The organism is Azospirillum tabaci, assembly GCF_014596085.1.
Lineage (GTDB): Bacteria > Pseudomonadota > Alphaproteobacteria > Azospirillales > Azospirillaceae > Azospirillum > Azospirillum tabaci.
Genome location: NZ_JACCJY010000005.1, coordinates 242,407 through 263,960 on the forward strand (window position 1 = coordinate 242,407; position 21,554 = coordinate 263,960).

At 69.5% G+C, this 21,554-nt stretch carries 22 protein-coding genes and 1 riboswitch; of the genes, 11 read left to right on the forward strand and 11 right to left on the reverse strand.

Going from position 1 to position 21,554, the window contains the following annotated elements:
* Nucleotides 1-22: 22 nt before the first annotated feature.
* Together H0B54_RS09275 and H0B54_RS09280 are read left to right on the forward strand one after the other, a co-directional pair.
* Nucleotides 23-613, forward strand: a complete 591-nt coding sequence (locus tag H0B54_RS09275; RefSeq protein ID WP_014240843.1) for a GNAT family N-acetyltransferase — start codon at nt 23-25, stop codon at nt 611-613.
* Between the two features lie 119 nt (nt 614-732).
* A complete protein-coding gene (locus tag H0B54_RS09280; RefSeq protein WP_137138882.1) occupies nt 733-936 on the forward strand; it encodes a hypothetical protein in 204 nt (67 codons plus the stop codon).
* A 70-nt stretch (nt 937-1,006) separates the two neighbouring features.
* On the opposite strand, the gene H0B54_RS09285 is transcribed toward H0B54_RS09280, so the two are convergent.
* Nucleotides 1,007-1,582: a YqgE/AlgH family protein gene (locus tag H0B54_RS09285; RefSeq protein ID WP_094302889.1), complete on the reverse strand. Its 576-nt coding sequence runs from the start codon at nt 1,580-1,582 to the stop codon at nt 1,007-1,009.
* A gap of 157 nt (nt 1,583-1,739) precedes the next feature.
* On the opposite strand from H0B54_RS09285, the gene H0B54_RS09290 reads away from it, so the two are divergent.
* Both H0B54_RS09290 and H0B54_RS09295 read left to right on the forward strand, forming a co-directional pair.
* Complete coding sequence (locus H0B54_RS09290; protein ID WP_188260051.1) at nt 1,740-3,821, forward strand: protein-disulfide reductase DsbD family protein; 2,082 nt, start codon at nt 1,740-1,742, stop codon at nt 3,819-3,821.
* A 28-nt stretch (nt 3,822-3,849) separates the two neighbouring features.
* A complete protein-coding gene (locus tag H0B54_RS09295; protein ID WP_137103196.1) occupies nt 3,850-4,332 on the forward strand; it encodes a peroxiredoxin in 483 nt (160 codons plus the stop codon).
* Between the two features lie 161 nt (nt 4,333-4,493).
* Here the strand turns inward: H0B54_RS09295 and H0B54_RS09300 are convergent, their stop codons facing one another.
* The 5 genes from H0B54_RS09300 to ispH form a co-directional block, all read right to left on the reverse strand.
* Nucleotides 4,494-6,092 carry an AMP-binding protein gene (locus H0B54_RS09300; protein WP_188260052.1) on the reverse strand — a complete coding sequence of 533 codons (1,599 nt, stop codon included), beginning with the start codon at nt 6,090-6,092 and terminating at the stop codon, nt 4,494-4,496.
* Between the two features lie 111 nt (nt 6,093-6,203).
* Nucleotides 6,204-6,698, reverse strand: coding sequence for a ribonuclease HI (rnhA, locus tag H0B54_RS09305; protein ID WP_188260053.1), 495 nt, complete (start codon nt 6,696-6,698; stop codon nt 6,204-6,206).
* 4 nt (nt 6,699-6,702) lie between these two features.
* Nucleotides 6,703-7,686 (reverse strand): homoserine kinase, encoded by a 984-nt coding sequence (locus H0B54_RS09310; RefSeq protein WP_145688976.1) that lies wholly within the window; start codon nt 7,684-7,686, stop codon nt 6,703-6,705.
* Nucleotides 7,687-7,751: 65 nt separating this feature from the next.
* Complete coding sequence (locus H0B54_RS09315; RefSeq protein ID WP_188260054.1) at nt 7,752-8,324, reverse strand: Uma2 family endonuclease; 573 nt, start codon at nt 8,322-8,324, stop codon at nt 7,752-7,754.
* A gap of 33 nt (nt 8,325-8,357) precedes the next feature.
* Nucleotides 8,358-9,338 (reverse strand): 4-hydroxy-3-methylbut-2-enyl diphosphate reductase, encoded by a 981-nt coding sequence (ispH, locus tag H0B54_RS09320; RefSeq protein ID WP_188260055.1) that lies wholly within the window; start codon nt 9,336-9,338, stop codon nt 8,358-8,360.
* Nucleotides 9,339-9,628: 290 nt separating this feature from the next.
* Between ispH and H0B54_RS29735 the strand changes: the two genes are divergently transcribed.
* The 6 genes from H0B54_RS29735 (at nt 9,629) to gcvPB (ending at nt 15,100) form a co-directional block, all read left to right on the forward strand.
* Complete coding sequence (locus H0B54_RS29735; protein WP_343068917.1) at nt 9,629-10,060, forward strand: hypothetical protein; 432 nt, start codon at nt 9,629-9,631, stop codon at nt 10,058-10,060.
* 19 nt (nt 10,061-10,079) lie between these two features.
* On the forward strand, nt 10,080-10,325 hold the full coding sequence (locus H0B54_RS09330) for a CDGSH iron-sulfur domain-containing protein (RefSeq protein ID WP_188260057.1): 246 nt from the start codon (nt 10,080-10,082) through the stop codon (nt 10,323-10,325).
* Nucleotides 10,326-10,397: 72 nt separating this feature from the next.
* A riboswitch (glycine riboswitch) is annotated at nt 10,398-10,497 on the forward strand.
* A gap of 175 nt (nt 10,498-10,672) precedes the next feature.
* Nucleotides 10,673-11,785: a glycine cleavage system aminomethyltransferase GcvT gene (gcvT, locus tag H0B54_RS09335; RefSeq protein WP_188260058.1), complete on the forward strand. Its 1,113-nt coding sequence runs from the start codon at nt 10,673-10,675 to the stop codon at nt 11,783-11,785.
* Nucleotides 11,786-11,818: 33 nt separating this feature from the next.
* The gene (gene gcvH / locus H0B54_RS09340; protein WP_188260059.1) at nt 11,819-12,193 is read left to right on the forward strand and encodes a glycine cleavage system protein GcvH; all 375 of its coding nucleotides are present in this window, start codon (nt 11,819-11,821) and stop codon (nt 12,191-12,193) included.
* A gap of 1 nt (nt 12,194) precedes the next feature.
* Nucleotides 12,195-13,535: an aminomethyl-transferring glycine dehydrogenase subunit GcvPA gene (gcvPA, locus tag H0B54_RS09345; RefSeq protein WP_188260060.1), complete on the forward strand. Its 1,341-nt coding sequence runs from the start codon at nt 12,195-12,197 to the stop codon at nt 13,533-13,535.
* The gene (gcvPB, locus tag H0B54_RS09350; RefSeq protein WP_188260061.1) at nt 13,535-15,100 is read left to right on the forward strand and encodes an aminomethyl-transferring glycine dehydrogenase subunit GcvPB; all 1,566 of its coding nucleotides are present in this window, start codon (nt 13,535-13,537) and stop codon (nt 15,098-15,100) included. Before gcvPA ends, gcvPB begins: the two co-directional genes overlap by 1 nt.
* A gap of 150 nt (nt 15,101-15,250) precedes the next feature.
* Here the strand turns inward: gcvPB and H0B54_RS09355 are convergent, their stop codons facing one another.
* The 5 genes from H0B54_RS09355 to efp form a co-directional block, all read right to left on the reverse strand.
* Nucleotides 15,251-16,570 carry a peptidoglycan -binding protein gene (locus H0B54_RS09355; protein WP_188260062.1) on the reverse strand — a complete coding sequence of 440 codons (1,320 nt, stop codon included), beginning with the start codon at nt 16,568-16,570 and terminating at the stop codon, nt 15,251-15,253.
* A 52-nt stretch (nt 16,571-16,622) separates the two neighbouring features.
* Nucleotides 16,623-17,810: a DNA repair protein RecN gene (locus H0B54_RS09360; protein ID WP_094302874.1), complete on the reverse strand. Its 1,188-nt coding sequence runs from the start codon at nt 17,808-17,810 to the stop codon at nt 16,623-16,625.
* A 52-nt stretch (nt 17,811-17,862) separates the two neighbouring features.
* Nucleotides 17,863-18,648 (reverse strand): OmpA family protein, encoded by a 786-nt coding sequence (locus H0B54_RS09365; RefSeq protein WP_211109266.1) that lies wholly within the window; start codon nt 18,646-18,648, stop codon nt 17,863-17,865.
* A gap of 179 nt (nt 18,649-18,827) precedes the next feature.
* The gene (locus H0B54_RS09370; RefSeq protein WP_188260063.1) at nt 18,828-19,673 is read right to left on the reverse strand and encodes an inositol monophosphatase family protein; all 846 of its coding nucleotides are present in this window, start codon (nt 19,671-19,673) and stop codon (nt 18,828-18,830) included.
* Between the two features lie 91 nt (nt 19,674-19,764).
* Nucleotides 19,765-20,331, reverse strand: a complete 567-nt coding sequence (gene efp / locus H0B54_RS09375; RefSeq protein ID WP_188260064.1) for an elongation factor P — start codon at nt 20,329-20,331, stop codon at nt 19,765-19,767.
* 167 nt (nt 20,332-20,498) lie between these two features.
* Between efp and epmA the strand changes: the two genes are divergently transcribed.
* Nucleotides 20,499-21,551, forward strand: coding sequence for an EF-P lysine aminoacylase EpmA (epmA, locus tag H0B54_RS09380; protein ID WP_188260065.1), 1,053 nt, complete (start codon nt 20,499-20,501; stop codon nt 21,549-21,551).
* Nucleotides 21,552-21,554: the final 3 nt, after the last annotated feature.

The following is a 21,554-nucleotide window of genomic DNA, read 5'->3' on the forward strand; positions in this document are numbered from 1 at the left end:
GCGCCAGGGTGGGAGGGGCAGCATGATCCGCCTGCTCGGCAGTGGTCTCATCAGCCCGCCGGCGGTCCGGCTCGACGGGCCGATCTGCTACATCCGCCCGCCGCTGCCACGGGACTGGCGGGAATGGGCCGACCTGCGGGCGGACTCCCGCGCCTTTCTCACCCCGTGGGAGCCGACCTGGCCGGCGGACGCCCTGACCCGCGCCGCCTTCGGGCGGCGGCTGCGGCGGCAGGCGCAGGAGTGGCGCGACGACCAGGGCTACAGCTTCCTCGTCTACGACCGGGCGACCGACCGGCTGGTCGGCGGGCTGGGGCTGACCAACCTGCGGCGCGGCGTGGCCCAGATGGCGACGCTCGGCTATTGGGTCGGGCAGCCCTACGCGCGCAACGGCTACATGTCCGGTGCGACCCGGCTGGTGCTGGATTTCGCCTTCGGGCAGTTGGGGCTGCACCGGGTCGAGGCCGCCTGCCTGCCGACCAACGCGCCCAGCCGCGGCCTGCTGGAAAAGGTCGGCTTCACCCACGAAGGCTACGCGCGCGGTTATCTGCGCATCGACGGGGTGTGGCGGGACCATGTCCTCTACGCCATCCTGCGCGAGGAATGGCGGGGGTAGCCCGTCCGGTCGGGGTGCGCCGACCCCAATTCCCAAGGCTTTGTCCCGGCCGGCTTAACCCGCGGTTAAGGGAGCCGGCGCAGGCTGACGGCATGTCCTTCGCATCTCATGAGGCGGATATGTCGTCAAACCCCACCTGGACGAAAGAAAATTCCCTGACTTACACCGTCGAGCTTGACGGGCGCCGCGTTGATCTGCGCTATGAGGCGTCGGGTTTCCAGAGCGGCTGGGCGGTCTACGCTGACAACGAGCTGGTCGAGCGGTGCAGCGAACTGATGCAGGCGCGCGGCCTCGCCCTGGCGATCGCCAGCAAGGGTCCGTGACCAAACTTTGATGAGAGGCCCCGCCGCGTGCCGTGCGGCGGGTCGTGCCCGTGACCGGGAGCGGACGCCGTCAGGCGTGCCCGGCCTCCGCCGACAGCATGGACAGGCTGACGCCGAGCTTGGCGATGGAGCGTTCCCACTTGGTGTCCAGTTCGGGGTCGAACAGAAGCGACTCGTCGCAGGGCACGTTCAGCCAGCCGTTCGCCTGGATTTCCGCGTCCAGCTGCCCCGGACCCCAGCCGGCATAGCCGAGCAGCAGGATGTTGCGGCGCGGGCCGCGATCCTCGGAAATGGCGCGCAGGATGTCGATGGTCGCGGTCAGCGCCACCTCGTCGTCCACCACCAGCGTGCCGTCCCGCACATAATCGGTCGAATGCAGGACGAATCCGCGCCCGGACTCCACGGGCCCGCCATAATGGACGGGCATGTTGGCGACCGGCTCCTGGATCTCGATCTCGAGCTGTTCCAGCAAATCCTCGAAGGTGACGGACCCGAACAGGCGATTGACGACGAGGCCCATGGCGCCGTCTTCGTTGTGGGCGCACATATAGATCACGGTCCGCTGAAAACGCGGGTCCGTCATGCCCGGCATGGCGATCAGCAACTGGCCGGTCAGATAGTCCGAGGACTTGGTCAGGTGCGGCATGGGCGCTATCCTTGTGTCGGGGGACGGGCGGACCGTTGGGCGGCCGCCCGCAGCCGTCTTCGCCCGAGTGTGACAGCACGGGCCAAGCTTTGTCATCCATATACAGCCGCGGCCGATGGGCGGCCCGCTGCGTCTTGATATGAGAACAGTCGGTGCGATGAAAAGGTTTGTTCCGTTCCTGCTCGCCATCCTGGCCTTGGCCGCACCCGGAATGGGGAGGGCGGAGACCGGCGCCTGGGTCAAGTCCGGCCCGGTGGAGGCGCGGCTCGTCGCGTCGGTGCAGGGGGTGGGCGATCTCGCCAAAATCCCCCTGGGGCTGGAGGTCCGGCTGGAGCCCGGCTGGAAGACCTATTGGCGCACCCCGGGCGACGCCGGCTTCGCGCCGCGGCTGGACTGGTCGGAGTCGCGGAACCTCAAGGCGACGGAGCTGATCTACCCGGCCCCGCACCGCTTCACCGTTCTGGGCTTCGAAACGGCGGGCTATGACGCGGAGGTGCTGTTTCCCATCGCCGCCACACCGGCGGAGCCGGGCAGGCCGCTCGACCTCGCGCTGAAGGCGGAGTTGCTGGTCTGCTCGACCATCTGCGTGCCGGAGATGATGGCGCTGTCCCTGTCCATCCCCGAGGGGCCGGCGACGCCGGGGCCGTCGGCCAACGACATCGCCCGCGCCCAGTCCCTGGTGCCCGGCGACGGGCGGGCGTCCGGACTGACCGTGACGGCGGTGCGCGGGCAGGGTGCCGCGCTGGAGGTGGAGGTGACCGCGCGCGAGCCGATGGTCGCCCCCGACGTGTTCGTGGAGACCGACCCGCCGGTGACCTTCGCCGCGCCCAAGAGCCAATTCCTCGACGGCGACCGGCGCGCGATCCTGCGGATGGACGCGACCGACCCGACGCCCGGCCTTGACCTCGCCGGGCGGGCGATGACGCTGACGGTGGTGGACGGCAACCGGTCCGTGGAAGCTCCGGCGACTGCCGCTTCCGGCCTCGGCGGCGCTGGCGCGGCTCCGGCGGGGTTGCTGGCCATGCTGGGCGTCGCCCTTCTGGGCGGGCTGATCCTGAACCTGATGCCCTGCGTGCTGCCGGTGCTGTCGCTGAAGCTGCTGTCCATCGTCCAGCATGGCGGACGGGCGCCCGCGGCGGTGCGCGCCGGCTTCCTGGCCTCGGCGGCGGGCATCCTGACCTCCTTCCTGATCCTCGCCGGGGTGCTGGTCGCGGTGAAGGCGGCGGGCGGCGCGGTGGGCTGGGGCATCCAGTTCCAGCAGCCGCTGTTCCTCGTCTTCATGGTCGTGCTGGTGACCCTGTTCGCCGCCAACCTGTGGGGTTTGTTCGAGCTTCCGCTGCCGCGCGCCGTGGCCGACCGGCTGGGCGGGCCGGAGGGGCAGGGGCTGGGTGGACAGTTCGCCACCGGCGCTTTCGCCACCCTGCTCGCCACGCCCTGCTCCGCGCCCTTCCTGGGGACGGCGGTGGGCTTCGCGCTGGCCCGCGGGGCGCTGGAGGTGTTCGCCATCTTCGCCGCCCTTGGCGTCGGGCTGGCGTTGCCTTATCTGCTGATCGCCGCCTTCCCGCGCGCCGCCCGCCTGCTGCCGCGCCCGGGACGCTGGATGGTGGTGCTGCGCCGGGTGCTGGGCGGGGCGCTGGCCCTGACCGCGCTGTGGCTGCTGTCGGTGCTGGTCGTCCAGGTCGGCGAGGTGCCGGCGTTGGCCGTCGCCGTGCTGATGGGCGGTCTGGTCGCCTCGCTGTGGCTGGGCCGCCGTCTGGCGGAGTCGGCGCGCTGGGCCGGGGCGGCGCTGGCCGGGCTGCTGGCCCTGGTGGCTTTCGCCGTTCCCGCGGTTTTCGGCCCCTCCGCCGGGGCGGCCCCGGTGGCCGAAAGCACGGCAGCGCGCTGGACCGTTTTCGACGAGGCGGCGATCCGTGAGCAGGTGGCCGCCGGGCGCACCGTCTTCGTGGACGTCACCGCCGACTGGTGCATCACCTGTCAGGCGAACAAGAAGCTGGTGCTGAACCGCGGCACCGTCGCGCAGCGGCTGGAGGATGCCGGGACGGTGACCGCCATGCGCGCCGACTGGACCCGCCCGGACGAGGCCATCGCCCGCTACCTTGCCCGACACGGCCGCTATGGCATTCCCTTCAACATCGTCTATGGTCCGGGGGCTCCGGAGGGCATCGCGCTTCCGGAATTGCTGACCGAGGGCGCCGTCCTCGACGCGCTCGACCGGGCAACCGGCAAGATCAAAAGCTGAAACACAAAAAATTGGGAGTTCAGGAGACATGACCATTCAAGTGGGTGACGCCATCCCGTCCGTCACGCTGAAGCATCTGACCGACAACGGCATGCAGGACATCACCACCGACGCGCTGTTCAACGGCAAGACGGTGGTTCTGTTCTCGGTGCCGGGCGCCTTCACCCCGACCTGCTCCGCCAAGCATCTGCCGGGTTTCGTCCAGAAGGCCGAGGACCTGAAGGCCAAGGGCGTGGACGACATCGTCTGCCTCGCCGTCAACGACCCCTTCGTGATGCGCGCCTGGGGCGAGAAGAACGGAGTCGGCGGCAAGGTCACCATGCTGCCGGACGGCAACGCCGCGTTGACCCAGGCGCTGGGCCTGACGATGGACGGCACGGGCTACGGCCTCGGCCTGCGCGGCCAGCGCTTCGCCCTGGTCGCCAAGGACGGGAAGGTCACCCACCTCGCCGTGGAGAAGCCGGGCCAGTTCGAGGTGTCCTCGGCCGAAGCGGTGCTGGGCGCGCTGTAAGGGGGCAGAGTAGCCTGGGAGCGTCATTATAAACCCTCTCCCCTCTGGGGAGAGGGTGGCCCGAAGGGCCGGTGAGGGGGGTGCGCTTGTGCCGGACATTCCGCCGCGCGCAACCCCCTCACCCTGACCCTCTCCCCAGAGGGGAGAGGGGATTTGAGGCCTCACATCACCTTCGTGCGGTCCCAGGTGGTGTCGGCAACGCCGCGTTCCCGCAGCTTCGCCTTCTGCACCTTGGCGGTCGGCGTCTTGGGGAAGGCGTCCACGATGTCGATGTAGCGGGGCTGGGCGTAGCGCGGCAGTTCGCGCTCGGCGTACGCCGCCACGGCCTCCGGCGTCAGGGACGCCCCCGGTGCGGCGACCAGCGCGACCATGATTTCGTCCTCCGCGCCCGGAATGCCCGCCGGCACGGCGTAGGCGGCGACCTCCGCCACCCCCTCCAGCCGCGACAGCACCGTCTCCACCTCGTAGGACGAGACGTTCTCGCCGCGGCGGCGGATGCAGTCCTTGATGCGGTCGACGAAGGTGACGTAGCCCTCCGCGTCCATCACCGCGGCGTCGCCGGTGTGGAACCACAGATTCCGCCACGCCTCCACCGTCTTGTCGGGCATCCGGTGATAGCCGGACAGGAAGCCGAAGGCGGCCTTCGGGCGCACCATGACCTCGCCGACCTGACCGCGCGGCACCGGGATGTCGGTCTGCGGGGCGCGGATCTCCACCTCGAAGTAACGGTCGTAGACCTTGCCGCAGGTGCCGGGGCGCGGCTTGCCCATCTCGGCGTAGAGCGGGATGTTCACCTCGGTCATGCCGTAGAGGCTGATGACGTCGCGGACGCCGAAGCGCTCGCGCAGCACCCGTTCGGTGTCCGCCGGGTTGGGGGCGGCGCCGACGAGGCGCAGCGGGTGGTCCCGGTCGTCGGGACGCGGCGGCTGGGCCACCACGAAGGCGGTGACGGCGCCCAGCGAGTTGGTCACCGTGCAGCCGTGGCGCCGGATGTCGTCGAGCCAGGATGAGGCGCTGAACCGCTCGCGCAGCACCGCCGACCCGCCGGAGATCATCGCGGCGTAGAGCTGCATGTACAGGCCGTTGGCGTGGAACAGCGGCAGGCAAATGTAGAAGCGGTCCTCGTCGGTCAGCGCGAAATTGTCGATGGAGCCCAGCCCGAACAGGAAGCCGTGGCCGTGCGGCATCAGCACACCCTTCGACAGGCCGGTGGTGCCCGACGTGTACATGATGCAGGCGTCGTCGCCGGCGCGGGGCAGGGGACCGTCATAAGGGGCGGCGTCGCGCCAGCCCTCCAGCGCGCGGTGCGGCGATCCCGCCGCCGCACCGGGCACCACAAGCCCGCGCAGGGCGGTCAGGCGTGGTGCGATGTCGGTGATGCGGTCGGCCAGCGCGGCGTCGACCACCGCCAGAGCGGCCCCCGCATTCTCCAACTGGTGCTCCAGGAAGCCGCCCTTCAGCTCGGTGTTCAGCGCGACCATCACGGCGCCCAGCCGCCCCAGCCCCAGCCACACGCGCACGAAGTCCAGCCCGTTCGGCAGCATCACCGCCACCGTGTCGCCCGGCTTCACGCCCAGCCCGGCGAAGAAGCCGGCCACACGGCTTGCCTGCTCCTGCGCCTCGGCGTAGGTCAGCGACTCACCGTTGTTCTCTTTGCCGGCGATCATCGTGACGAAGGTCTTGCCGCCGCGTTCGGCGGCCTGATGGGCCAGCACCTCGGGCAGCACCCAGCGGGCTTCGTTCCGCAAATGCGGATACATCTCGGTCTCCTCCCAACGATCTTTCGTCGTTCGTTCTGGGAGGAAGCCTAGCGGGGCGGCGGGGCCGCCGTCCACAAACCCTTGAGGATGGCGGCTATTCGACGGGCAGGATCAGCCCCGCGCGGCCTGCCGGATGTCGGCGATGCCCTGGCGGGCCAGCGCGTCGGCCCGTTCGTTCTCCGGATGGCCGGCGTGACCGCGGACCCAGTGGAACTCGATGCGGTGCTGCCGTTTCGCCTCGTCCAGGCGGCGCCACAAATCCTCGTTCTTTACCGGCTTCTTGTCGGCGGTCTTCCAGCCACGGGCCTTCCAGCCGTGAATCCACTGGGTGATGCCGTTCTTCACATACTCGCTGTCGGTGTAGAGCCGCACCTCCATGGGCCGCTTCAGAGCCTCCAGGGCCTGGATGGCCGCCATCAGCTCCATGCGGTTGTTGGTGGTGGCCAGCTCGCCGCCGTACAACTCCTTCTCCACCCCGTTGTAGCGCAGGATGGCGCCCCAGCCGCCCGGGCCGGGATTGCCGCTGCACGCGCCGTCGGTGAAGATGTCGACGATCTTCGGCGCGCTTTTGCCGTCGCCGCCGTTCGTATCCGTCGTGTCCGTCATGGCGTCAGACCTGATAGCTGCCGCCGTCGTCGAGCGCGTAGTCGCCGAGCCCGCGGACGGTCTGGTGGAAGCGCAGCTTGCGCAGATATTCCAGCGGGTCCTTCGGGCGCACGAAGGCCCCCGGGGGATGGTTCAGCCAGTCGTAGAGGCGCGTCAGCAGGAAGCGCAGGGCGCTGCCGCGGCACAGCCAGGGCAGGGCGGCCAGCTCCGCCGGCGACAGGGGGCGGACCTTCTGGTAGCTGGTCAGCAGCATCCGCGCCTTGGTGGCGTTGAACGACCCGTCGACCTCGAAGCACCAGGCGTTCATGCAGATCGCGATGTCGTAGGCCAGGAAGTCGTTGCAGGCGAAGTAGAAATCGATCAGCCCGGACAGCCCATCGCCGCGGAAGAACACATTGTCGGGGAACAGGTCGGCGTGGATGACCCCGGACGGCAGGCCGGCGGGCCAGTTGGCCTCCAGCGCCGCAAGCTCGGCCTCCAGCGTCGCGCGCAGGTCGCGGGCCACCTCGTCGGCGCGCGGCGCGCATTTCCCGGCCAGATCCTTCCAGCCGTCCAGCGACAGGGCATTCGGGCGCTCCATCCGGAAGTCGGCGACAGCCAGATGCAGGCGGGCCAGCGCCGTCCCCAACTCCGCGCAGTGGTGCGGCGTGATGCGGCGTGGCCACATGCCGGCCAGGAAGGTGACGATCACCGCCGGGCGCCCGGCCAGCTCGCGCAGGGACTGCCCATCCATGCCCTGGACCGGCAGCGGGCAGGCGATGCCCTTGTCGGCGAGATGCTCCATCAGGCCCAGGAAGAAGGGAAGATCCTCCCGCCGGGTGCGCTTCTCGTAGAGCGTCAGGATGTAGGGGCCGCGCTCCGTCACCAGGAGGAAGTTGGAATTCTCCACCCCCTCCGCGATGCCCTTGCAGGACAGGACGGCGCCCAGATCGTACTGGGCGATGAAAGCGTTCAGCTCGTCGTCGGTGACTTCGGTGTATACGGCCATGCCAGCGCCTTACCGGGATTCGGGGCGCCGGTCAATGCTGCCGCAACCGTTCACCCCTGGGCCGCTCACAGCGCGATGCCGTCGTAAAGCGCCGCCAGCGGAAGCTCCGCCCCGATGGAGGCCAGCGGCAGCGTGGCGTCGTCGGTGAAGTCCTCGACGATCCAGCGCCGCCCGTCGCGGCGCCAGAGCTGCGCCCGGACGGCACGGCTGTCCACCAGCAGCACCTCCTGCACCGAGGGGATCTGCATATAGTCGGGCACCTTGGTGCCGCGGTCGTGGCTGGCCGTGCTGTCGGACAGGATCTCGACCACCAGCACCGGATTCGGCGTCGAGCGCTGGCCGGGCTGGTGGGGCGCGCCGGTGACGGCGATATCGGCCTCGTAGAAGCGGTCGGCACGGTCGTCGCGTTCGATGGCCGTTTCCGTCAGCACGAAGCAAGGCGGGCGCAGGCGCCGCCGAATCTCGAAGGCGATGTTGCCCGAAAGACGGCTGTGCGCTTGGCTGCAAGGGCTCATCGCCCGCGGCTGCCCACCGACCAGTTCGTAGCGGGTGTCCGGCTCCTGCCGGTCGGCCCAGGTGAGGAACTCGTCGATGTCCATCTTCTGGATGGCCGGCTTCTGGATGGCGGGCGCGCCCATGAACGTCTCCTTCGCGAAGGCCGGTCGGCCGGATTATGCGTCCGCCGGGACCGGACGGGAAGGGGCGCCACCGTCCAGCAGCGGCTTCGGCAGCTTGAAGGTGATGTCCTCGAAGGCGGTGCGCAGTTCCTCAACCGTCACGGCGTAGCGGGCGCGGGCGGCCTCGATGACCTCCTCCACCAGCACTTCGGGGGCCGACGCGCCGGCGGTGATGCCCAGCGTGGCGACTCCGTCGAGCGCCGACCAGTCGATGTCCGCCGCTCGCTGAACGAGCTGGGCGCGCTGGCAGCCGTGGATCTTCGCCACCTCGACCAGCCGCTTGGAGTTGGAGGAGTTCGGCGCGCCCAAGACCAGCAGGGCGTCCACCTTCGGCGCGATGGCCTTCACCGCCTGCTGGCGGTTGGTGGTGGCGTAGCAGATGTCTTCCTTCTTCGGTCCACCGATGGTCGGGAAGCGGGCCTGGAGGGCCGCGACGATGCTGGCCGTCTCGTCCACCGACAGGGTGGTCTGGGTGGCGTAGGCGAGGTTGTCCGGATTGTCCACCTGGACCGTCGCCACGTCCTCCACCGTCTCCACGAGCACCACCGCGCCCTGGGGCAACTGGCCCATCGTGCCGATCACCTCCGGGTGGCCGGCGTGGCCGATCAGCACGATCTGGCGCCCCTCGTTGAAGTGGCGTTCGGCCTCGCGGTGCACCTTGCTGACCAGCGGGCAGGTGGCGTCGAGGTAGAACAGGCCGCGCTGCTCCGCCGCCGCCGGGACCGACTTCGGCACGCCGTGGGCGGAGAAGACCACCGGCACGCCGTCGGGCACCTGATCCAGCTCGTCCACGAAGATGGCGCCCTTGGCCTCCAGGCTCTGCACCACGAATCGGTTGTGGACGATCTCGTGCCGGACATAGACGGGGGCGCCGAACCGCTCCAGCGCCACCTCCACGATCTGGATCGCGCGGTCCACGCCGGCGCAGAAGCCACGGGGGGCCGCGAGCAGGATGGTCAGGGGCGTCTGGGTCATGCGCGTCGTTCCGGTGTCTCGAAAAAGGGGGCGTAAGGGTTCGTTCGTCGCAGCGGCGGCGTGGCCTTGTGCCGGCCCCACCGCTTCTCTAAAGTCGTGGCAGAACACACCCTTCCAACCGTTAGGCCAGACCGATGGACCGCCGCCGCGACCGTAATATAGGAACCCCCGTCCGGAAAAGCCCGCGGGCGCTTGCATTCGCGAGTCTCGGTTTTCTGGCGCTCACCGGCTGCTCCGGACTCGGGGGCGGCAGCAACGCGCCGGCGGACGCGGCCCTGGCCTGCCCGAAGGTGTCCATCGTCCGCGATCTGGCGGAGGTCACCCAGTTCCGCAACGGCGGCGGGCGCGACCTGACGGACGTCACCTCCCGCGCGGCGCTGGCCGACTATTCCGGCAACTGCGACTACACCAGCGACGGCGTCACGGTGAACGTGAACGTCTTCCTGATCGCGGAGCGCGGGCCGGCCATGCAGGGCAACACGGCGAACTACCGCTATTTCGTCGCCGTCGCCAAGCCGGGCGAGGAGACGCCAACGACCAAGACGGAATTCGATACCTCCGTCACCTTCGATGCCGGGAAGCTCCGCTCCGGCAGCCGGGAGGAGCTGGCGCCGAAGATTCCGTTGCCCAAGGACGCCAACGGCAAGGATTGGAAGATATTCCTGGGCTTTCAGTTGACGCCGGAGCAGTTGGCCTTCAACCGGGCGCAGATGAAGCAGTGATCGGGCAGGGGGCAGCATCATGGCCAGCGCACCGGTCGCCGCGACCAAGGAACCCATCATCATCGAGCTGGAAGCCGGCAAGACCTATTGGTGGTGCCGCTGCGGGCGCAGCGCCAAGCAGCCGCTGTGCGACGGCAGCCACACCGGCACCGGGCTGGAGCCGATGAAGTTCGCCCCCGCCACTTCCATGAAGGCGCGCTTCTGCGGCTGCAAGGCGACAAAGAAGCCGCCCTTTTGCGATGGCAGCCATCTCGACCTGAAGTGAGCGTCGCCGGGACCCCAGCGAACCCCGATTGACATTCGCAAAGGTCCCGGTAGGTTAAACGGCACAAGCCGACGATCCCTCGCGGGAGAGATCATTGTCCGGTCCGCCGGGCAGTGGCGCCGAAGGAGCAACCGCCCCGGAAACTCTCAGGCAAAAGGACCGCAAGGGGGATAAGGCAACTCTGGAAAGCAGCCCGGTCCGCGCACAGCGGATGACGGCTCACCGAAGGAGTAAACCGGTTGTCGAGGGTTGGACCCCGCCGGTGAATCTCTCAGGTCCAGGACAGAGGGGGCAGGACTCGCGCCAATCCCGGCGCGGGTTGTGCGACCCTATGTCGGAGGACCCGCGTGACCGAGGCTTCTGAGACCCTCAAGACAACGCCGCTGCACAGCCTCCATCTGGAGCTGAAGGGCAAGATGGTGCCCTTCGCCGGCTACGACATGCCGGTGCAGTACCCGCTCGGCATCCTCAAGGAACACCAGCACACCCGCGCCAAGGCCGGGCTGTTCGACGTGTCGCACATGGGGCAGGTGCGCCTGACCGGCGAGGACCCGGCCGCCGCGCTGGAGTCGCTGGTTCCCGGCGACATCAAGGGGCTGGCCCGCGGGCGCATGCGCTACACGCTGTTCCTGAACGAGCAGGGCGGCATCCTGGACGACCTGATGGTCACCAACGCCGGCGACCACCTGTTCCTGGTCGTCAACGCCGCCCGCAAGGACCACGACGTCGCCCACATGCGCGAGCGGCTGAAGGGCAAGGCCGAGGTGGAGCTGCTGGACGACCTCGCTCTGATGGCCCTGCAGGGGCCGGAGGCCGCGGCGGTGCTCGGGCGCTTCATCCCCGAAGCGGCCACCATGAAATTCATGAGCTACCTGCCGGCCACCTTCAACGGCATCCCGGTCATCATCACCCGCTCCGGCTACACGGGCGAGGACGGCTACGAGATCTCCTGCGACAAGTCCGACGCGGAGACCATCGCCCGCGCCCTGCTGGCCGAGGACGAGGTCGAGGCCATCGGGCTGGGTGCCCGCGACTCGCTGCGGCTGGAGGCCGGGCTCTGCCTCTACGGCCACGACATCGACGAGACGACGACTCCGGTCGAGGCCGGCCTGGAATGGGCGCTGTCCAAGCGCCGCCGGGAGGAGGGCGGTTTCCCCGGCTACGCCATCATCAAGGACCAGCTCGCCAACGGCGCCCCGCGCCGCCGCGTCGGCCTCCAGCCGGAAGGCCGCCAGCCGGCCCGCGAGCACACCGACGTCTGCGACGCGGACGGACACAAGATCGGCGAGGTGACCAGCGGCGGCTTCGGCCCCACCGCCTCCGCCCCGGTCGCCATGGGCTATGTGGACCGCGCGCACGCCGCCGTGGGCACGCCGGTCCAGCTCATGGTCCGCGGCAAGCCGCTGGCCGCCAAGGTCGCCGCCATGCCCTTCGTGCCGCAGCGCTACTACCGCGGCTGAGAATTAGAAAACCATTCCGAACAGGGGACAACCATGACCATCAAGTACACCAAGGACCATGAGTGGGTCCGCGTCGAGGGCGATGTCGGCACCGTCGGCGTCAGCGACCACGCCCAGCACCAGCTCGGCGACGTCGTGTTCGTCGAGCTGCCGGAGGTGGGCCGCCAGCTTGCCCAGGGCAAGGAAGCCGCCGTCGTGGAGTCGGTGAAGGCCGCCAGCGACGTGTTTGCCCCGGTCTCCGGCGAGGTGATCGAGGCCAACGCCGATCTGGAGAACGACCCGTCGCTGGTCAACGCCGGGGCCGAGACCACCGGCTGGTTCTTCAAGCTGCGCCTCAGCAACCCGTCGGAGCTGGACGGGCTGATGGGCGAAGCCGCCTACAAGGCCTTCGTGGAAGGGCAGGCCTGAGATGCGTTACCTGCCCCTGACCGAGGCCGACCGGCGCTCCATGCTGGAGGCCATCGGCGTGCCGTCGGTGGACGAGCTGTTCCGCGACGTGCCCGAGGCGGCCCGCCTCTCCGGCCCGATCGAGGGGCTGTCCAACCATATGGGCGAGCTTGAGGTCGATCGCGCCCTGTCGGCGATGGCGGGGAAGAACCTGCCCGCCGGCAGCGTGCCGAGCTTCCTCGGCGCTGGTGCCTACCGCCACCACATCCCGGCGACGGTGGACCATCTGGTGCAGCGCGGCGAGTTCCTGACCGCCTACACCCCGTACCAGCCGGAGGTGAGCCAGGGCACGCTGCAGGTCCTGTTCGAATTCCAGACCCAGGTCTCGCTGCTGACCGGCATGGACGTCGCCAACGCCTCCATGTACGACGGCGCCACCGCCTGCGCGGAAGCCGTGATGATGGCCAACCGCGTCACGCGGCGGAAGAAGGCCGTGCTGTCCGGCGGCCTGCACCCGCATTACCGCGACACCACGACGACCGACGCCCGCTTCATCGGCTTCGAGACGGTGGTGATGCCGCCGGCCCCGACGGGCGGCGAGGATCTGCTGGCCGAGGTCGACGGCGACACCTCCTGCGTCGTCGTGCAGAACCCCGACGTGTTCGGCCATGTCCGCGACTACACGGAACTGGGCAAGGCCTGCCAAGCCAAGGGCGCTCTGCTGATCGTCGTGGTGACGGAGGCCGTGTCGCTCGGCCTGCTGACCCCGCCGGGCGAGATGGGCGCCGACATCGTGGCGGCGGAAGGCCAGTCGCTGGGCAACGCGCTGAACTTCGGCGGCCCCTATGTCGGGCTGTTCGCGGTGAAAGAGAAGCTGGTCCGCCAGATGCCGGGTCGCCTCTGCGGCCAGACGGTGGACGCCGACGGGCGGCGCGGCTTCGTGCTGACGCTCTCCACCCGCGAGCAGCACATCCGCCGCGAGAAGGCGACCTCGAACATCTGCACCAACTCCGGCCTGTGCGCGCTGGCCTTCTCCATCCACCTCAGCCTGCTGGGGGAGGAGGGCTTCACCCGGCTCGCCGAGATCAACCACGCCAAGGCCGTGCAACTGGCCGACAAGCTGGCGGCGGTGAAGGGTGTGGAGATCGTCAACGGCAGCTTCTTCAACGAATTCACGGTGAAGCTGCCGAAGCCCGCGGCGGATGTGGTCGAAGCGCTGGCGCGGCGCGGCGTCCTGGGCGGCGTTCCGGCCTCCCGCCTGTTCGGCGGCGGGCTCGACGATCTGCTGATCGTCGCCGCCACCGAGACCAACACCGAGTCCGACATGGACGCTTTCGCCACCGCCCTCGCCGAGGTTCTGTGATGAGCATGAACAACCAGGGTCGCCCGACCGGAATCCAGAGCGCGGACAGCGCCGTCCCGGAGACCGTCACCGGCAACCGCGGCTTGCAGATCGAGGAGCCGCTGATCTTCGAACAGGACAGCGCCGGGCGTTGCGGCGTCGACCTGCCGGAGGTTCCGGCGGTGGCGTCGCGCCTGGGGGCGGTGAAGCCGCGCGGCCGGATCGGCCTGCCGGGCCTCGCCGAGCCGCAGGTGGTCCGCCACTACACCCGCCTGTCGCAGAAGAACTACGCCATCGACAGCGGCCTGTACCCGCTCGGCTCCTGCACAATGAAGCACAACCCGCGTCTGAACGAGAAGATGGCGCGGCTGCCGGGCTTCGCCGACGTGCACCCGCTCCAGCCCGAAAGCACGGTGCAGGGTGCGCTGGAACTCATGTCGGAGTTGGGCCGCTGGCTCGCCACGCTGACCGGCATGGCGGCGGTGACGCTGGCCCCGGCGGCGGGCGCGCATGGCGAGATGTGCGGCATCATGGCGATCCGCTCCGCCCATGACGCCAAGGGCGATAAGGGCCGCACCAAGATCCTCGTCCCGGAAAGCGCCCACGGCACCAACCCGGCGACCGCCGCCGCCTGCGGCTACGCGGTGGAGGCGATCCCGGCGACCGAGGACGGGCGCGTCGATCTGGAGGCGCTGAAGGCCAAGCTCGGCCCCGACGTGGCCGGCCTGATGCTGACCAACCCGAACACCTGCGGCCTGTTCGAGCGCGACATCATCACCATCGCCGAGGCGGTGCACGCGGCGGGCGCCTATTTCTACTGCGACGGCGCCAACTTCAACGCCATCGTCGGGCGGGTGCGCCCGGCGGACCTCGGCATCGACGTGATGCACATCAACCTGCACAAGACCTTCTCCACCCCGCACGGCGGCGGCGGTCCGGGCTCCGGCCCGGTGGTCTTCGCGGAGTCGCTGGCCCCCTACGTCCCGGTGCCCTACGTAGTGCAGGACAAGGACGGTGCCTTCCGTCTGGTGGAGCAGGCCGGCGACGGCCCGGCTTTCGGGCGGATGAAGGCGTTCCACGGCCAGATGGGCATGTTCGTCCGCGCGCTCGCCTACATGATGAGCCACGGCGCCGACGGGCTGCGGCAGGTGGCGAACGACGCGGTGCTGAACGCGAACTACCTGCTGGCCCGCCTGCAGGACGTGATGACGCCCTCCTTCGAAGGGCCGTGCATGCACGAATGCCTGTTCGACGACCGCTTCCTGAAGGGCACGGGGGTGACCACGCTCGACATCGCCAAGGCGCTGATCGACGAGGGCTTCCACCCGATGACCATGTACTTCCCGCTGGTCGTGCACGGCGCCCTGCTGATCGAGCCAACCGAGACCGAGTCGAAGGCCAGCCTGGACCAGTTCGTCACCGCCCTGCGCGCCCTGGCGGAGCGGGCCAAGTCCGGCGACGTGGCATACTTCCAGGGTGCTCCGCGTCTGACCCCGCGCCGCCGCCTGGACGAGACCGCCGCGGCGCGCAAGCCGGTGCTGCGCTGGAGCCCGGTGGTGGAACAAGAGAAGGTCGCGGCGGAGTAAGGTTTGCCCCTATTTCCCTCTCCCCTCTGGGGAGAGGGTCAGGGTGGGGTGCCCGAAGGGCGGAAACGCAACCTCATTGCAGGGCTTTTCCGGCCTGCGGCCGCCCCCTCATCCCAACCTTCTCCCCAGAGGGGAGACGGAATTGGGTTCCTACCGCTGATCCAGCTTCACCTCGATCCGCCGATTCCGCGCCAGCGCCTCGTCGCTGGTGCCGGGGTCGAGCGGCTGGTATTCGCCGAAACCGGCGGCGGCCAGCCGGTCCGCTGGAATCCCCTGGTCGATCAAGTACTTCACCACCGAGATCGCGCGCGCCGCCGACAGCTCCCAGTTCGAGGCGAACTGGATGCGCACAGGGCGCGCGTCGGTGTGGCCGTCCACGCGCAGCACCCAGTTGATGTCCGGCGGGATGGTTCGGCCAATCTCGATCAGTGTGCGCGCCAGCTCCGCCAGCCGTTGCTTGCCGGCCTCCTCCAGAGTCGCCGAGCCGGAGGGGAACAGAAGCTCCGACTGGAAGACGAAACGGTCGCCGACGATGCGCACGTCGGGCCGGTTGCCCAGCGTCTCGCGCACCCGCCCGAAGAATTCCGAGCGGTAGCGGGCGAGGTCCTGCACCTTGGCGGCCAGCGCCTGATTGAGCCGCGAGCCGAGTTCGGCGATCTGGACCTGCTGCTCCTCCGCCTTCTTTTCCGAGATCTCCAGCACGGAGCCGATGCGGGCGAGCTGCTCGCGCAGGGCGGCCATCTGCCGGTTCAGCAGGTCGACCTGCTCGTTCGCCTTGCCGGTCGCGCCCTGTTCCGCGGTCAGAGAGGCCGTCAGTTCGGTGATGCGGATGTCGCGCTTCTCGATGTCCTTCTGCGCGAGCATCGTCTTCTCGTCGGCGCTGGCGAGCCGCGTTTCCAGCGCCTTTGAGCGGTCGCGCTCCCCGCCCAGCTCGGCCAGCAGGGCTTGGCGCTGCTCCTCGGTCAGGCGTTGCTGCGCGGCGGCGGCGGCCAGCTCGCCCTCCAGCTTGGTCCGGGCCTCACGCAGCGCCTTCAGGTCGGCTTGGAGGCTGGCGGCCTCGGCCAGCTTCAGCTCGATGGTTTCCTTGTCGGCGCGGATCGTGCGCTGCAACTCCTCCGCCGCGCGGGTGGCGTGGTCGAGGTCGCCCTGGAGCGTGGCGATGCGGCTGGTCATGGTGTCCCGCGCCGCGACGGAGCCTTGAAGCTCTGCCGAGAGCTGGGCGACGTTGATGCGCAGGTCGGCGTTGGCGTCCCGTTCCAGCGCCAGCAGGTCGTTCAGCTCCGCCACCTTGCGGTTCAGGCTGCCGAGCTGCTCGTCGCGCCCGGTCAGGGCGGTCGCCATGTAGAACTGGGCGACGACGAAGATCATCAGCAGGAAGATGACCACCATGACGAGGGACGACAGCGCGTCCACCCATCCGGGCCATGCGCTGGCCTCGCGGTGGCCGTTGCGGCGGCTGATGCTGGGCATGGCGGGGTGTCCCTCCGGACGGACAGGGGGGTAGGCGTCAGCGCTGTTCCGATCAGCGCTGTTCCGATTCTTCGGCCAGGGCGGCGATGGTGCGGGCCAGCAGCTTGATCTCGCTGCGGATCTCCTGCACCGCCTGGACCCGACCCGTGGAAGACTCCTCGACCATGCGGGCGAGGTAGATGTCCATGTTGCGCAGATGCTGGCGCGAGGCGTCGTCGAAGCCGCCGATCGCCGCGTCGGACAGCCGGTCGAGCAACCCCTTCATCTCCAGCTGGCTCTCGCCAAGCCGCAGGAGGAGCTGCTGTTCGGCGCGCATCTGGTCGGTCAGCGTGCTCAGCCGTTCGGTCAGCGCCATCAGGTTGGCGTTGGCCGAGCGGCGGCCTTCCTCGGCGGTGGCGACGGTGCGCTGGAGCGAATCGAGGTTTTCCGCCGTCTGTTCCAGAAGCGCCGTCAGATAGGCCGGCATCGACTGGTCACCGGTTTCAAGGCCGCCGCCGGCCCCGCTCGACAGGCGGGTGGCGCCGGACAGCCAGTCTTCCACGTCCTGGAAGAAGCGGTTGTGCGCCTGGCTGGCCTGAAGCTCCAGGAAGCCCAGCACCAGCGAGCCCGCCAGACCGAACAGCGAGGAGCTGAAGGCCGTGCCCATGCCGGTCAGCGGCGCCTCGAGCCCGTGCTGGAGGTTGCTGAACATCGCCCCGACGTCGCCGCCCTGCACCGACAGACCGCCGATGACCGAGCCGACCGACTGCACCGTGTGCAGCAGGCCCCAGAAGGTGCCGAGCAGGCCGAGGAAGATCAGCAGCCCGATCAGGTAGCGCGACAGCTCCCGCGACTCGTCCAGCCGCGAGGCGATGCCGTCGAGCAGCGAGCGCATCGACAGCGCCGACAGGGTCAGCCGCCCGCGCCGTTCCCGCAGCATGCGCGCCATCGGGGCGAGCAGCACCGGCTCCGGCGCGGCGACGGCGGGGTTGCCGGATTGGAAATGCTCCAGCCACGCCACCTCGGGCCGCAGCATCAGCACCTGGCGAAAGATGAACAGGATGCCGGCGAGCAGCGTGCCCAGGATCAGCCCGTTCAGCGCCGGGTTGTTCATGAAGGCGGCGCGCAGGGCCGGGAACAGCAAGGCCGTTACGCTTCCCACGACCACCAGGAAGAGGATCATCCGTGTCAGGAAGCGCTCCGGGCGCGTCATCGGGGAGGGCTCCTCAAGAGGGTGGGACGACGGGGCGATGGCGGCCATGGGCACTCTCGTCCAGGAAAAGGGGCAGGCGGTACGGGTTACAGAGGACGGCTCACTGGTTCAGGAACTCCACGTCCAGCCGGTCCGGCGCACCGCCAGCCGCCTCCATGCCCAGGGCGCGGATGTCGACGCGCGTGCTGGCGATGCCGGCGGTGCCAAGGCGTTCGCGCACGGCCAGCGCGCGGGCCAACGACAGCTGCCGCGCCTCGCGCGCCGTCTCCGGCGTCCCGCTGGCGTAGGAGCGGATCTGCAGGCGAAGCTGCGGGTTGGCGTTCATGCGCTCGGCGATGGTGTCCAGACGCGCCTGGGCCGGTTCGGGCAAAGCGGTGGCGGTGCCGTCGAACAGGACCGTCAGGGGTTCCATCCGGGGCAGGGCGGGCGCTGAGGGAGCTTTCGGAGTCGGCGGCGGCAGGGCGGCGGTCTGCGTCCGGTCGGGCGGCGGCGATGCCGCCGGCCGGTTGGCCGCCGGGATCGGCGGCGCGCTTTCCGGCATGGCCGGCGGGGGCGGGCTGGCGCCGACGGAAAGCTCCGGCAGATCCGGCGCCGTCATCAGGGTCGGAGCCTTGAAGACGGGCGGGGCCGGCGGGGCCGGCGGCGGGAAGATGTCGGGTCGCGGCGGGATCGGCAGCGGCTGCGCGTTTTCCAGCGACAGCCCGCCCGCATTGGCATTTGCGGTGTTGGCCGGGGCTGGACCCGGGGCGGCGGCGCTGGTCTGGGGCGGCGCGGTGCCGGGCGAGGAGCAGGCGGTCACGGCCAGGGACAGCGCCACGGCCACGGCCGCGGGGAGGACGCGCAGGGGGGCCGACCGCCCGGCGGGGGCGTTCGGAGAACGGCTCATGCCTCCGACAATCCTCATGGTGACCAGCGCATTGTTCCCAGTTGCACGGAAAAGCGTTGGTACCATAGCCCTTCGATCGGCGTAGGGACAACGCCCTTTGGGCCGCGCGGCGTGTTTCCCCACCAAAGCGCGGCCCTTGCTACCCCAACGTCATGAAGGGCTTATGGCTCGGCCGGAGGTCAGCCCTGACCGGCGTCCGCCGCCCCGGCGGGAGCGGAGCGCACCTTGCGTTCCGCCGCACCGCGCAGGATCTTGGCGATCGGCAGATGGAAGTGGGCGTTGGCCGCCAGGATCGTGCCGCCGAACACCGGGTTGCGCCCGCCGCCGATCTCACCGACGAAGCCGCCGGCCTCGGTCACCAGAAGCTGGCCGGCCGCGGCGTCCCAGGGGGCGAGCCCGCGCTCCCAATAGCCGTCGTAGCGGCCCGCCGCGACGTAAGCGAGGTCGAGCGAGGCGGCGCCGAAGCGGCGAATGCCCGCGACCTCCTTCATGATGGCCTCGGCCTCAACCAGGAAGCCGGCATGGTCGCCGCGGCCCTTGAAGGGGATGCCAGTGGCGATCACCGCGTCGGCGAGGTTGCGGCGCTCCGACACGCGCAGGCGCTGGTGGTTGAGGAAGGCGCCCTGGCCCTTCTCGGCCCAGAACATCTGGTCGTGCACCGGCTCGTACACGACGCCGGCGACGATCTCGCCGTTCTTCTCCGCGGCGATGGAGATCGCCCAGTGCGGGATGCCGTGCAGGAAGTTGGTGGTGCCGTCCAGCGGATCGACGATCCAGCGGGCGGTCGGGTCGCTGCCCTTGCTGGCGCCCGTCTCCTCCATGAGGAAGCCGAAATCCGGGCGGGCCTTCTGCAGCTCTTCGCGCAGCAGCTTTTCCGCCTTCATGTCGGCGGCGGACACGAAGTCCGCCGGGCCCTTGCGCGAGACCTGGAGGTGCTCGACCTCGCCGAAGTCGCGGACAAGGCCGCGGGCCGCCTTTTCGGCGGCGCGGACCATCACGTTGATAAGGGCGGAGCGGGTGGCCATGGGCGTGCTTTATCTCGTGCGGAACCGGAAAAAGAATACACCGGCCCCCGCCTTAAGCGAGAGCCGGTGCGCAGAAAATCAGCCAGGACGGTCAGTCCTTGGCGCGCTCGACATACTCGCCGGTCTGGGTGTCGACGACGACGCGGGTGCCCGACTCGATGTGCGGCGGCACCAGGATCGACACGCCGTTCTCCAGCTTCGCCGGCTTGTAGGAGGAGGAGGCCGTCTGGCCCTTCACCACCGGATCGGCCTCGGTGATCTGCAGGGTGACCTTGCCGGGGATCTCGACGCCGAGCGGCGCGCCTTCGAAGGACTGCACGGTGACTTCCATGCCGTCCTGCAGGAACACCTTCTGGTCGCCGATGATCTCGCCGGGGATCGAGGTCTGCTCGTAGCTTTCCTTGTCCATGAAGGTGTAGCTGTCGCCTTCGGCGAACAGGAAGGTCATCTCGTGCTCGTCCAGGCGGGCGCGCTCGACCGTCTCCTGGGTGCGGAAGCGCTCGATCGACTTGTTGCCGGTGCGCACATCCTTCATTTCAAGCTGGATGAAGGCGCCGCCCTTGCCGGGCTGGACGATGGCGGTCTTCGTGATGACCCAGAGCTTCCCGTTATGCTCCAGCACATGGCCGGGACGCATCGTGTTGGCGTTGACCTTCATGACATACTCGTGATTTCCAGGAGACAGGCGGCGCGGAACCTAGCAGCTTGCCGGGCCGGTGGCAACGCCGGGCGGGGCTCAATCGGCGTTCTGCGCCTTCTTTGTCCGTTTTCGCCCCCGTTCCCACTCTGCTAAGCAGCGTCATCGCTCCGTCAGTGAAGGCCATCATGTCCCCCGTCACGCCGTCCTGGGCTCCCGAGACCTTCGCCCGCCGCCGCCCCCATCTGGCCGTGCGCGGCCGCGTGCTGGGCGCCGTCCGCCGCTTCTTCGAGGAGAACGCCTTCCTGGAGGTGGACACCCCGGCGCTCCAGGTCTCGCCGGGGATGGAGCCGCATCTCCAGGCCTTCGCGACGGAGCTTGTGGGACCGCACCCCGAGGACCGGCTGCGGCTGCACCTGCACACCAGCCCCGAATTCGCCATGAAGAAGCTGCTGGTGGCCGGGCTGCCGCGCATCTACCAGATCGCCCACGTCTTCCGTAACGGCGAGCGGTCGGCCACCCATGCGCCGGAATTCTCCATGCTCGAATGGTACCGGGCGGGGGAGGGCTACCGGACGCTGATCCGCGACTGCGAGGATCTGGTGCGCGAGGCCGCCGTCGCCGCCGGGCGGACGCGATTCGCCTTCCGCGGCATGACCTGCGATCCCTTCAAGGAGTGGCGGGTGCTGACCGTGCAGGACGCCTTCCGGGAGTATGCCGGGATCGACCTGCTGGAGACCTTCGACGGGACCCATGACCCCGACCCGGCCCCGCTGGCCGCCATGGCGCGGGCCATCGGCATCGCCCCGCACGACGGCGACCGCTGGGAGGACATCGTCTTCCGCATCATGTTCGACCGGATCGAGCCGCATCTGGGCGCGGGCGTGCCCTGCGTGCTGACCGACTATCCCATCTGCATGGCCGCCCTGTCGCGCCCCAAGCCGGAGGACCCGCGGCTGGCCGAACGGTTCGAGCTGTACGCCTGCGGCCTGGAACTCGCCAACGCCTTCGGCGAGCTGACCGACGCCCGCGCCCAGCGCGCCCGCTTCGAGGCCGACATGGACCTGAAGGAGCGGATCTACGGCGACCGCTTCCCGGTGGACGAGGATTTCCTGGCGGCGCTGGAGCACGGCATGCCGGAGTGCAGCGGCATCGCGCTCGGCTTCGACCGGCTGGTCATGCTGTGCAGCGGGGCGGAGCGCATCGACGAGGTGCTGTGGCTGCCGGTGGCGGGGGGCTGACCC